13 protein-coding genes are annotated in these 12187 nt (G+C 55.1%); 7 read left to right on the top strand and 6 right to left on the bottom strand.

The window, feature by feature from the left end; genetic code table 11:
- Positions 1 to 136: 136 nt before the first annotated feature.
- Genes proB through mtnB form a run of 6 tightly spaced genes read left to right on the top strand, consistent with a single transcriptional unit; the run spans position 137 to position 6003 of the window.
- Positions 137 to 1240 carry a glutamate 5-kinase gene (gene proB / locus CJP46_RS14450; RefSeq protein ID WP_094596316.1) on the top strand — a complete coding sequence of 368 codons (1104 nt, stop codon included), beginning with the start codon at positions 137 to 139 and terminating at the stop codon, positions 1238 to 1240.
- Positions 1241 to 1277: 37 nt separating this feature from the next.
- Complete coding sequence (locus CJP46_RS14445; protein WP_094596315.1) at positions 1278 to 2525, top strand: glutamate-5-semialdehyde dehydrogenase; 1248 nt, start codon at positions 1278 to 1280, stop codon at positions 2523 to 2525.
- 46 nt (positions 2526 to 2571) lie between these two features.
- Positions 2572 to 3432 carry a pyrroline-5-carboxylate reductase gene (gene proC / locus CJP46_RS14440; protein ID WP_373557995.1) on the top strand — a complete coding sequence of 287 codons (861 nt, stop codon included), beginning with the start codon at positions 2572 to 2574 and terminating at the stop codon, positions 3430 to 3432.
- Positions 3429 to 4652, top strand: coding sequence for a 2,3-diketo-5-methylthiopentyl-1-phosphate enolase (locus CJP46_RS14435; RefSeq protein ID WP_094596313.1), 1224 nt, complete (start codon positions 3429 to 3431; stop codon positions 4650 to 4652). Before proC ends, CJP46_RS14435 begins: the two co-directional genes overlap by 4 nt.
- Positions 4649 to 5323 (top strand): 2-hydroxy-3-keto-5-methylthiopentenyl-1-phosphate phosphatase, encoded by a 675-nt coding sequence (locus tag CJP46_RS14430; protein ID WP_094596312.1) that lies wholly within the window; start codon positions 4649 to 4651, stop codon positions 5321 to 5323. The genes CJP46_RS14435 and CJP46_RS14430 overlap by 4 nt, the downstream gene beginning before the upstream one ends.
- 2 nt (positions 5324 to 5325) lie before the next feature.
- Positions 5326 to 6003, top strand: coding sequence for a methylthioribulose 1-phosphate dehydratase (mtnB, locus tag CJP46_RS14425; RefSeq protein ID WP_094596311.1), 678 nt, complete (start codon positions 5326 to 5328; stop codon positions 6001 to 6003).
- A gap of 158 nt (positions 6004 to 6161) precedes the next feature.
- Here mtnB and CJP46_RS14420 read toward each other — a convergent pair whose 3' ends face one another.
- Positions 6162 to 6677, bottom strand: coding sequence for a hypothetical protein (locus tag CJP46_RS14420; protein WP_094596310.1), 516 nt, complete (start codon positions 6675 to 6677; stop codon positions 6162 to 6164).
- A 179-nt stretch (positions 6678 to 6856) separates the two neighbouring features.
- On the opposite strand from CJP46_RS14420, the gene CJP46_RS14415 reads away from it, so the two are divergent.
- Positions 6857 to 7234, top strand: a complete 378-nt coding sequence (locus tag CJP46_RS14415) for a hypothetical protein (protein ID WP_094596309.1) — start codon at positions 6857 to 6859, stop codon at positions 7232 to 7234.
- Positions 7235 to 7436: 202 nt separating this feature from the next.
- Here CJP46_RS14415 and CJP46_RS14410 read toward each other — a convergent pair whose 3' ends face one another.
- From CJP46_RS14410 to CJP46_RS14390, 5 genes are all read right to left on the bottom strand, one after another.
- The gene (locus tag CJP46_RS14410) at positions 7437 to 8345 is read right to left on the bottom strand and encodes a phosphotransferase (protein ID WP_094596308.1); all 909 of its coding nucleotides are present in this window, start codon (positions 8343 to 8345) and stop codon (positions 7437 to 7439) included.
- Between the two features lie 351 nt (positions 8346 to 8696).
- Entirely contained in the window at positions 8697 to 9929 is a 1233-nt protein-coding gene (locus tag CJP46_RS14405; protein ID WP_094596307.1) for a hypothetical protein, read from the bottom strand.
- A 36-nt stretch (positions 9930 to 9965) separates the two neighbouring features.
- Positions 9966 to 10421, bottom strand: coding sequence for a hypothetical protein (locus CJP46_RS14400; RefSeq protein WP_094596306.1), 456 nt, complete (start codon positions 10419 to 10421; stop codon positions 9966 to 9968).
- Entirely contained in the window at positions 10418 to 10951 is a 534-nt protein-coding gene (locus tag CJP46_RS14395) for an RNA polymerase sigma factor (protein WP_256992344.1), read from the bottom strand. The genes CJP46_RS14400 and CJP46_RS14395 overlap by 4 nt, the downstream gene beginning before the upstream one ends.
- A 211-nt stretch (positions 10952 to 11162) precedes the next feature.
- Positions 11163 to 12050: an NAD-dependent epimerase/dehydratase family protein gene (locus CJP46_RS14390; RefSeq protein ID WP_094596305.1), complete on the bottom strand. Its 888-nt coding sequence runs from the start codon at positions 12048 to 12050 to the stop codon at positions 11163 to 11165.
- Between the last annotated feature and the right edge of the window lie 137 nt (positions 12051 to 12187).

Here is a 12187-nt window from a genome sequence, read left to right as displayed (position 1 = left end):
CAATCATCAATAAAGGTGGTACCGCGGAAGTATAAACTTTCGTCCTTTGCTCCAAAGGACGAAAGTTTTTTTGTTGTTCCAAGATGTTTTCACCTGAAATGGAGCAGTCTTATATTAGAAAAGGAACGTGATCCCTATGCCATCCCGAGTCGTCGTCAAAATCGGCAGCAGCTCTCTCACCAATGTTGAAGGCGGACTGAACCGCGATGCGGTCGCCTTCTTTGCGGGCGAAATTTCCACACTCAAAAAAGCAGGATGCGAAGTGCTGCTCGTTACTTCCGCAGCCGTTGCGGCCGGATTCCGGGCGATCGGCTACAGCTTCCGGCCCAAGCTGCTGCACGAAAAGCAGGCCGCGGCCTCCGTCGGCCAGGCGCTGCTCATGCAGGCGTATCAGGAAGCATTCGCCTCGCACGGCATTACCGCCGCGCAAATTTTGCTTACCCGCACCGACTTTTGCAGCCGTAAACGCATGAACAATGCCAGTATGACCGTAGAGGAACTGTTGAAGCAGGGTGCGGTGCCCATATTCAACGAGAACGACACGGTTTCTGTCGATGAGCTGAAATTCGGCGACAACGATACGCTGTCGGCGCTCGTCGCCAACCTGGTCAAAGCCCGGCACCTGCTGATCCTGACCGATACGGACGGACTGTATACGGCCGATCCGCGGAATAACCCGAACGCCGTCCGGTTTGACCATATCGGGGAAATTACCGAGGAGATCTACTCCATTGCGGGCGGCGCCGGCTCATCTGTCGGTACGGGCGGCATGCGCTCCAAGGTGGACGCCGCCAAAATCGCTACCCGCGGCGGAGTCCCGGTCTTCGTCGGTCGCGTGACCGAAATCGGTGACCTACGCTGCGCCATGGAAGGGCGCGGCAAAGGAACCTACTTCGACACCGAGCTGCAATCGCTGCCGATGAAGAAGCAATGGCTCGGATTCATGTCCACCCCGCTCGGCACCCTGTACGTGGACCGGGGTGCGGAAGAAGCGCTCGTTCATGGCGGCCACAGCCTGCTGCCCGTAGGCGTGAAGCAGGTCGAAGGCCAGTTTCACGCCGGCGATGTCGTCGAGGTGCTGAACCTGGAAGGAACGGTCTGCGGCCGCGGCATCGTGAATTATGACGACGAGCAGCTGAGACGGATCCAGGGTATGGGCAGCGCCGAAGTGGTTCGGACGCTGGATACCGTTCACCGGCTGGAAGTGATTCATAGGGATGAGTGGATTACCTTAAAATAGGTTACTCAGATAATAAGGATAAGGAGGCATTTATCATATGACTGAAGTAAGAACAAAAGCACAACGCGCCGGCGCAGCAGCGGCCGTATTGAACCGGCTGAGCACCGACGAAAAAAATCAGGCGCTGCTTCGGATGGCCGATGCCCTGCGGCAGAAGCAGGACGAAATTATTGCGGCCAACGCCGAGGATCTTGAGCGCGGCCGCCAGCAGGGAACCTCAGTCTCTCTGCTCGACCGCCTGGCACTCAATCCGCAGCGGATCGATGCCATCGCCGCCGGACTCGAGCAAATCGTCCAGCTCCCCGATCCGGTCGGCGACGAACTGGAGAAGATCGAGCGGCCGAACGGGCTCCGCATTAGTAAACTGCGCGTACCGCTTGGCGTTATCGGCATCATTTACGAAGCACGGCCGAACGTAACCGTTGACGCCGCAGGCCTGTGCCTGAAGACGGGCAACGCCGTGGTGCTGCGTGGCGGTTCCTCCGCCCTCTCCTCCAACCGTAAAATCGTAGAGGTGCTTCACGGCGCCCTGGCTTCCACTGCCATTCCGCCGGAGGCATTGCAGTTGATCGAGGATCCGAACCGTTCCTCGGTCGACGAGATGCTGAAGCTGAACGGCCTGCTGGATGTCGTCATCCCGCGCGGCGGAAGCTCGCTCATCCGTACCGTCGTGGAGAACGCCACGGTGCCGGTCATCGAAACGGGCGCCGGCATCTGCCATACTTATCTGGATGAGACGGCAGATCCCGTGATGGCCGGGGAGATCTCGCTCAATGCCAAAGTACAGCGGCCGTCCGTCTGCAATTCGATGGAGACGCTGATCGTGCATCAGGCATTTGCCAAGGAACATTTCTTGGCACTGGCCGGAAAATTCAAGGAAGCCGGCGTGGAGCTGCGCGGCGACGAAGAAACCCGCAAGCTGGTTGACTGGGCCCTCCCGGTCACAGAAGAAGATTACGCGACGGAGTACAATGATTACATTTTGAACGTAAAAATTGTAGAATCGATAGATGAGGCTATGAAGCACATCGCTGCGTACGGTACCAAGCATTCCGAATGTATCGTTACCGCTGATCAGCGCCAAGCCGAACGCTTCCTTCAGGAAGTGGACGCTGCTGCCGTGTACCATAACGCATCCACCCGGTTTACGGACGGATTCGAATTCGGATTCGGTGCGGAGATTGGCATCAGCACGCAAAAGCTGCACTCTCGCGGCCCAATGGGCCTGCCGGCTCTGACTTCCACGAAATACATCATCCATGGAAATGGACAAATTCGCGGGTAATACCGGGGCTGTATAGCTCCGGCATGCCTAGCAAGGAGGAATTATAATGAGTCAACAACAGGCCATGATTGCCCAGCCCATTACATTTTACGGTGCAGGAGCGATGGCGGAAGCCATCGTCAGAGGATTGATCGGAAGATCCGTCGTGAATGCCGGAAGCGTGACCATGCTGAACCGCTCCAACTCGGGACGGCTGGAGGAGCTTAAGCACCGTTACAATGTCAAAACGAACAATGACCCGGCGGAAACCCCGGAAATTTTGCGTGAATCTCCAATTATCGTTCTTGCCATCAAGCCGAAGGATGCGGCTGGCGTGCTGCGCAAACTCGGTCCGCTGCTCTCCGAAAACACGGTGATCGTGTCCGTTATCGCGGGGCTTACGATCCGTACCATCCAGGATCTGCTCGGACGCAAGCAGCCCATCGCACGGACGATGCCGAACACTTCCAGCTCCATCGGCCTCGGCGCGACCGGCGTCTCCTTTTCCAAGGAAATCAACGACCAGGACCGCCAAACGGTCATGACGCTGTTCCAGGCCGTCGGCACGGTAACGGTCGTGGAGGAAGACAAGCTGGAAATTCTGACCGGTATTTCCGGCAGCGGCCCCGCCTACATCTATTACATGATGGAAGCGATGATGGCTGCCGGCATCCGCGGCGGACTGACGCCGCAGCAGTGCAAGGAGCTTACGGTGCAGACGGTTCTCGGCGCGGCACGCATGGTGCAGCAGACCGGCGAAGAGCCCGCCGCGCTCCGGGCGAAGGTGACATCGCCAAACGGCTCCACCCAGGCAGCCCTGGAGACGCTTGATAAAGGCGATTTCTTCGAAACGGTCATCGCCGCCGTGAACCGCTGCGCGGAACGATCCCGGGAAATGGGGGCCGCGCTGAAGGAGGGAATTTCATGAGCCGCTGCACGGCCACGTACCGGCTGTATGACGACAAGGCCGACTTTCGCAAAAAGGCCGAATCGATCGCCGTCGGCATGACCGTCGGCAGCTGGACCGAGCTTCCGCAAGCAAAGCGGGAATCGATGCAGAAGCATCTCGGCGAAGTGCTCCAGATGGACGTTCACGAACCGGTAGGCGCCGCAACCGGCGAACGGTATGCCGACGTGACCATCGCTTACCCGGACATCAACTTCAGCCGTGACATTCCGGCCCTCCTCGTTACCGTTTTCGGCAAAATCTCGATGGACGGCAAAATCAAGCTCAACCGCCTCGGTTTTTCTGATGACTTCGTGCAGGGATTCACTGGCCCCAAATTCGGAATCGGCGGCATTCGGGACATTCTCGGTGTCTATGACCGGCCGCTCTTGATGAGCATCTTCAAGTCCGTCATCGGCCTGAATTTGGACGAGCTGCGCGAGCAGTTTATGCGACAAGCCCTCGGGGGCGTCGACCTGATTAAAGATGACGAAATCCTGTTTGAGAACGAGCTGACGCCGATCGAAAAGCGGGTGGAAGTATGCTTGAAGGCGGCGGAAGCGGCGCAAAGGCAAACGGGTAAAAAGCTGCTGTATGCGGCCAACCTGACCGGACCGACGTCCAGCCTGAAGAGCCAGGCGAAGAAGGCGATCGGCGCAGGCGCGAACGCGCTGCTGTTCAACGTCCTGTCCTACGGCTACGACGTCTTGCATGAACTGAGCAGCGATCCGGAGATCACTGTGCCGATTGCCGCGCATCCGGCCTTGGCGGGAGCCTATTACCCGTCGCAGCATTACGGCATCTCCGCCTCGGTGCTGCTCGGCCAGCTGATGCGGCTCGCCGGCGCCGATCTCGTGCTCTTCCCTTCCCCTTACGGTTCGGTCACGATGCCTAAAGCGGAAAACATGGCGATCCAGGCCGAGCTGATCAGCCCGGAATTGCCGATGAAGCCCAGCATGCCGGTGCCATCGGCGGGTATCCACCCTGGACTGGTTCCGCTTATCCTGCGTGATTTCGGCACCGATGTCGTCGTGAACGCCGGTGGCGGCATTCACGGCCATCCGATGGGTACGGAAGCCGGGGGACGGGCGTTTGTACAGGCGATCGCCGCCGCGCAGCAGTCCATTCCCCTCGCCCAGTATGCCGAAGACGGCCATCCTGAGCTCAAGGCCGCCCTGGACGCCTGGGGAGGAGAACGATGACAGCCAAGAAACGCGTAATTTTTTGCGATTTTGACGGCACCATCACGTTGTCGGATAACATCGTGGCGATCATGAAGCATTTTGACCCGGCTGGGTACAAGCCGATCATGGAAAATACGGTAAGCCAGGAAATCTCCCTTCGCGAAGGTGTCGGCGCCATGTTCGCCCTGCTGCCTTCCTCGATGAAGGATGAGATTGTCAGCTTTGTCTTAAGCCGCGCGGGCATCCGCGATGGCTTCCGTGAATTTCTGGACTATACCAAGCGGGAAGGTATCGATTTTTACGTAACCAGCGGCGGCATGGACTTCTTTATCGACCCACTGCTCGAACCGTTCGGCATCCCGTCGGACCATATTTTCTGCAACAGCGCCGACTTCAACGGGGAGCGGATCGAGATTCTTTGGCCGCATCCGTGCCAGGACCCTTGCCATAACGGCTGCGGCATGTGCAAAACGACGGTCATGCGCCAGTTTCCGGAAGACGAATACGAGCGGATTCTAATCGGCGACAGCCTGACCGACTTTGAAGGCGCCAAAATCGCCGACCTCGTCTATTCCCGTTCCATCCTGACGGCCAAATGCGCGGAGCTTGGCGTAAACCATGTTCCCTTTGAAACCTTTTTTGACATTATCGAGGACATGAACAAGAAACAACGACAAGGAGTGCTGTAGACATGACCTTTGCCGGCATTAGCCTGGAGCATAAGCAGCAGGTTCTCGGAGAGTTGAGCCTGATCAAACAGCAGTTTGCCGCGAAGAACTGGTTCCCGGGAACGAGCGGCAACTTATCGATGCGGGTTGGCGAATTTGACCCGGAGGCCTTTTATTTTGCCATTACGGCGAGTGGAAAAGACAAGTCGCTGACGACGCCGGAAGACTTTTTGTTCGTGGACAAGCGCGGCCGGGCGGTGGAAACGACCTCGCTGAAGCCCAGCGCGGAGACGCAAATCCACTGCGAAATTTACCGTCTCACCGGCTGCGGCGCCGTGTTCCACGTGCACACGATCTTTAATAATCTGATCAGCGAATGGTTTGGCGAGGCCGGAGCTGTGCCGGCTCAGGGCATCGAGTTGATCAAGGCGTTCAACATTTGGGAGGAAAATGCGCCGATTTCCATCCCCGTGCTTCCGAACTATGCGGATATTCCCCGCATCGCCGAAATCGTGGAAGGCGTGCTGAACCCGGACGTGCCGGGAATCCTGCTGCGCAACCACGGCATCTATGCCTGGGGCAAAAATGCGTTTGAAGCGAAAAAGCACCTGGAGGCGTTTGAATTTATTTTCGAATACTTATACCGCAGCAAGCTTCTTCAGAACAGCGCCGCCCCGCTTACGCTGGATGGCCGACGTTAAGGCATCAGCGGGAGCAGCTTTGCTGCTGGTCTCAAGAGGCAGTGAGCAAAAAATCCTTATTCCGTACCGGAACTTCCCGGCCGCGGAGTAAGGATTTTTTTGTCCGGTTATATACCCGATTCGATTGTTTTGAAAAAGATAATATAGGCGCTCTCCATCTATAGCCCGGTTTCGATCTGCCGAAAAATATCGGAGTAAGCGCTTTTGACATTCGTCTCGTTCTTGGTGTCGTTGTACAAACCAGTGCCAAACTGATGCCTCGTCCCTCCATCGTATCCAAGTACGAAGTAACCGGGCCCCATGTCAGGCCAATCCTCGTAAGAAATCGTAGCGTCTATATAGGTGGCAAGAATTTTGGAAGATTCGAAAAAGAAAAACGGAATTCCAGCGAGTTTATATATTTTAGCGTACTGCGGCGATGCGGCCGTTCGCAGCTCCTCTTTCATGATAAAAACGGCGTCGGATGAGGATAAGACCGAATCCCCTTTTTCCAAATCATCAAACGTGATTTGCTTAAAAGTAACGTTACTCTCCCGCACCATCGGAACTTCGCCGATCACCCCGATCAGCAAGCTTCGGCCTTGATACTGCGGAGAGCTGAACGTATCCCTCTCCGGGCTGCAGCCCGCTAGCACCAACACCGTCAGCAGGATCGCGGGCAAAAAAATTTTCATTGGAGCTCCCCCTTCAAACGTTCTTTGTATAACCCTCTTTGATAGAACGCATCAGATGAGTGAATGGTAACGCCTGATTGGCTTGCTCCCTAGTAAAATATCGGAAATCCGGGCTATAATGGAGTGAGGTAACAATTGGTATATTCGGTTTATTGATAAAGCAAAGGGGCGTATGAAATGTGAGAAAATGGTTCATCGGCGCGGCGGCAGTCTTGGTTTTGCTGTCTATTACGCTGTGGCTCATGCTTCAGACTCATCTTTTGTACCCTGCGTTCCCCATTCAAGGGATCGACAAAAAAACAGCCTGGAATCAAGGGATGCAATTCGGTGATTCGCCCGCTTTCCTTCTGTCGGATAAAAAAAATACATGGTATATCAGCCGGCTCAATTCGCAGCAGAATGGTCAGCGGATCATATCCATGTTAGAGGAGAAGGGGTGGATCTATAAGGAGCATGATGGGAACGGCTATTTTTTTACGAAAGGAGACCGAACCCTCATCGCCACCACCCAAAGATGGGGGAGCCGCTTTGAATTAACGAAAATCCCTGGGGGTTAAGTGTTCCTCGCAGCCAAGGTAATGCCATATTATAGTTCCAAATGATTGCCACTGCGGGAGTTTGCAATGCAGGAGTGTGGCAGTATGGGAGTTGGCAGTATGGGCTTAAGTTACTGTATCGCCTCTCGATCTGCAGCCGAGCAAAAGACACCCGTTTACTCCAACCCCCGCCAGTTTTGATCGGATTGGCTCCACCTTGCAGCTATTCGCCGGACAGCGCCCGGCGAATGCTGGCCCGTGCCTCTTCCGCCACCCGGATATCCTGGATTTGAACCGCCTGCGCCAAAAGAAGCATCGGAATAAACACGCCGATCAGCCTGGCCAGCAGCCGGGTTTCCTCATCCACCTCGCCGAACTGTTCGAAGAACAGTGCCCTCTCTCGCGGCCCCAAAAAGCTGTATGCGATATTGAGATCGCAGCCCGGGTGGCCGACATTCAGATCCCCCCAGTCGATCACGCCGCTAAGTTGCCCGCGTTCGTCCGCCAGCATATTTTTAAAGTGCAGATCGCCATGGAGCATCACTTCCTGCCGGGCAATCCGCTCCACCGGGACACCATCCAAATAGGCCTGGATTGTATCATGCTCACCCTTCGGCAGATGAGGCTTCAGGCCGGACAGGATGCCCGTCATTTTCTCCTTTCGTGAAGACACGTCCAACAGGTTTCGATGGTCTTCCGAAGCCCCTGCTTCCCTGGCGGTTCCGACCGGAAACGAATGAAGTTTCCGCAGAAAGCGGCCCAAAGAGGCTGCCGATAAACGCCGCTGTTCATCGGTCAGCCCAACAGGAAACGTCCCCTGAATATAAGTGTAGCCCAGAAATGGAAAAGGGTAAGCTGCGCATTCCTGTCCGTAGAACAGCGGTTTAGGATAGGGGAGCGTGATGTAGTCGCATAGGAGCGGCAGCAGCCTCCCTTCTGTACGAATGAATTCTACCGCGATGCTTCTTCTTGGGAACCGGAACGTATAGCTGTCTCCAATTCGATATACAGCATTGTCCCAGCCTTCGCCAATCCGCGTGAGCTGAAGTCCGGACAGTTCCGGAAACTGGCTTTCGATCAGTTCGCGGACCAAGGCGTCCGTGATGTGAATATCGGTGTCCCACTGGTTCATGTGTATGATAACACCTCCGTCTCAGTTATGTCCGTAGTAAGCTACGGACCTCCATGATAAAAACCTTCATACCCGTTTCCGACCCGAACTCATGCTTGGGCATGGGCAATCATAACATTTCCTGAAACAGGAAAGCAATCGATATTGTTCGGCATTGGCATGTTATCAGAGCTTTACAAGAATATCTATAGACTTCCTTTTTACATCCATCATTCGGTTTACCGCTATTAGCCCTTTGTGTGTAAAGCCCCAAAGTCACCATAGTTATCCTCTTTGATCCCATAATAAAAACAGCCTGACTCAAGTCAGGCTGCATTGAAGGCCAAACAGTATATCCCCATCTCGCCGGGGTTAATAATCCCCGTGGCTTCTTTCCCTGCCCGCTCCATTCGGTTTGGACCCGGCTAACAGCCGGATTCCTACGCCGATCAGCAGCAGGGCCACGATGGCTGTTTTCAAATAATGCGAAATCCGGTAATCGATATGGAACTCGGGAAAACGTGCTTCAAGCTCCGGAATGATAAGGCTTGTGGCAATATAGTACACGCCGAGTACCATCAGACCTATGCCAAGCCACTTCTGATGAAGCTTGATGCCTTCGATGACAGGCCGGTCGATGAGGAGCTCCCGCCCATATCGGCTCGTCTGCTGCAGCCCGTCGAAAAAGGCGTAAAACCAGATGAGCGGAATGAGAAACATGAACAGGGACAAGCGCAGCAAATCCAAAATGTAGACGCTCCCCAGGAAGATCACCATCAGCTGCAGCCCTCTTTTTTGAAGGCCGAGGTACATGTGTCCAGCCCCGGGAAAAGCGGACAGCAGCGTAGCGAGCACTTTGCTGCGGCGTCCTTCCGCACGGCCTGCCTCCATCTCGTCGAACAGGGTGCGGTCCTCAATCCGTTCGCCGGCCTGCTTTCTGTGGATCAGCTGCACGGCGTCAAACATGCAGTAGAGCCAGATGATCGGCAGGATGCCGAGGAACAGCATAAAGAACGTATGGCTGGTCAGGCCGGTCAAGAAAAACATGACGGTCCCCAGGCCAAAAAAAGCGATCAGGAACGACAAGCCCCGCTGCATCAAGCCCATATGAAGGTGTCCGAGCCCTGGAATAAAGGAGAGTAGAATCGTAAAGAAACGCTCATTCTCCGGGCTGGGCTGTGGATAAGGAGGGAGCGGCTGCTGCGCATAAACGCCTTCCTGGGCAAATCCAGGTCCGTTCTCCGGAAAACCAGGCTGTCCCTGTCCGCCATATCCTCCCGGGTAAGGACCCGCCGCCGGTTCCCAATGCGGTGGATAAGGCTGCGGCGGATACCCCGGTTGTACAGCAGGAATCCGCACCAGATACACGATCAGATCCAGCATGCAGATCCCCCATAAAATGGCCGCGCACAGAAGGGTAAAACCAAAAAACAAGCCGCCTTCACCCAGCGCGATCGCCACCATAATCCCAAACAGAATACCACCGAAAAACAACATGGGGTAAATAACCCCTCTCAGCTTCCGTCCCATGTAGAAGTGGCCGAGGCCCGGGATGAAATTGAGAATAAAAGCAGCCATCTTACTGCGTTGTGGATACAAAGTCATCGTACTCCTTTCCTATCATCAGATTGAACCCCTTCTTTATGGCTTCAGCCGGTCCAGCCAGCCTGTCGTCACGTCAACGAGCTTCTCGCCGTAGCTCGGCTGACTGCCTTGCTCCGCCTTATGCAGCGTTCCCGGTTCCAGCTTGTCGAACCATCCGGTCGACAGGAAAATCAGCGTAATGCAGGCTGCAACGGCGTAATGGAACATGCGATGCTCGTACCACCGGCGGCGCCAATTTTCGTTTGCTCCACGCTCTGCGTCCCTTTGCTCGGAAGGAAGAGCTTCCATGACATTGTCGATAAACCGCTGCTCACACTCGAGATCCGGCAGCGACGGAAGCAGATCATTCATAACCTGCATGTATGCCGCCAAGGCCAAGTCGTCCTCCAGCAGCAGCGACTCCAGCGAGGCCGCTTTTTCCGGGGCACAAGTCCCTTGGATGTACTCCACCCAATCCTGCGTCACCGGCTGGAAGCGCTCTTTGTGACTCATTTCCACTCCTCCTCCTTCCAATGGGTGCGAACCCAGCTTCTCGCCCGGTACAGCCTGGATTCCACCGTTTTGACGGCAATTCCCTGCTCCTTGGCGATCTGCTCGTAATTTTTCTCCTGAATATAAAAATGAAATAAAATATCGCGGTGCTGCTGCGGCAGGTGATGTAACCTTCGCTCCAGCGTCTCTTTCTTCTCCTTCTTGACCAGCTGTGCCAGCAGATCCGCTTCGCCGGATGGCCAATGGTTTACCTGCTCCGCATCCGCGAGCTGGTCCTCTCTGCGCCTGCCCAGCTTTCGTTTTGCATCGATGGCTTTATGTAACGCAATGCGGGTCAACCACGTCTTGAACCCTTGAGACCGGTATTCGGAGAGAGATTTATACACTTGTATAAAGGCTTCCTGGGCCGCGTCCTCGGCTTCCTTGGCATCTTTCAGCACCGAGTAAGCCGTATGGAACACATGCTGTCCGTAACGCTCCACGAGCGTGCGGAACGCGCTTTGGTCGCCTTGGCGAATTTGCTCGATCAACGCTTCCTCGTCAATAACTCTCTCCTCCTTCCCGTATCTATAGACGCCGGTTCACACGGTTCCCCCTGCATGTTTTTCAAAAAAAATAAGTGCCAATATCATCCAATAGAAAAACAGCTCCTTCCCGAAGGAAGAAGCTGTCCTAAGATGAACCGTCGAATGAAGCCATACATAGCTAAATCAGGCTCGCTGAAGCCGTTTCGAACGTTCTTTACGCTTCCTGCTGCTGCGATAACTGCTTGACTAAAGCCGGAACCCACGAGCGGATCGGTTTAAACGGATATCCCAGCCGTTCCGCTTTGGAGGTATCCATCGTCCAGGACTCCGGTACGCCAAAAGGAGAAGCATTTTCTTTCGCCGACTCCCGTTGAATGATCGCTTTTCGCCCCGTCTCCTTCTCGATCCAGCCGATGATTTCCGACAGCTTGACATCCCCCTGCGAGCAGGCATTGATCGGCCCTTCCACGCGCTGGGTTCTCAGCCAGCTCAAGAAAGAGGCAGCCTCTTCGGAATCGATAAAAGACACCTTGGCGTTCAGATTCGGCATGCCGATCGGCGTACCGTTTTGTACCCTCCGGATATGGAATTCAAGCCGCTCCGTGTAATCATCTTCACCCAAAACGATCGGGAAGCGGACGGCGCATACCGGAAAGTCCGCCTTTTGAAAAAAGACGGCCTCGGCCAGCCGTTTGCCTTCCGCGTAGGAGAAATCATCCTTGCCGCCCATCGTAATCGGATAAATATACGGGTTGACATCCTTTTCCTGATTCCGGTGCGAAGAAGGCTCGTACACCGACAGGGATGAGGTGAGTATGTACCGCTTTACTTTCCCCTGAAACACGTCGCAGGCATCCTGGGCCGCTTGAGGGGAGTAGCAGATGTTGTCATAAACGACCTCCCATACCCTGCCGTCCGCCACGGCATGAGCCAGAGATTCCTTATTCTCGCGATCCAGCACCAGCCGCTCCACCCGGTCGCCAAAGGGATCCGGCGTGTTCCCCCTTGTCGCGATGGTGACTTGGTGCCCATCCTCCAGCAGCTGCTCAACAAGCCGTTTGCCGAAAAACCGGGTACCGCCAAGGATCAGTATATTCTTCATGGATATCCTCCTTTATCGTATCAAAGCTGACAGCCCAGCTTCTTGAACACTATGAAACATTGTACCATACTCCTGCCTGCCGATCATGCCCCCCGAAGCTTACCCTTTCTTTTAATTAAAAAAGCGTGCCTTCCGTT

This window comes from Paenibacillus sp. XY044 (assembly GCF_002257645.1).
In the GTDB taxonomy this organism is placed as follows: domain Bacteria; phylum Bacillota; class Bacilli; order Paenibacillales; family Paenibacillaceae; genus Paenibacillus_AQ.
This window is presented reverse-complemented; position numbering and strand designations above follow the sequence as displayed.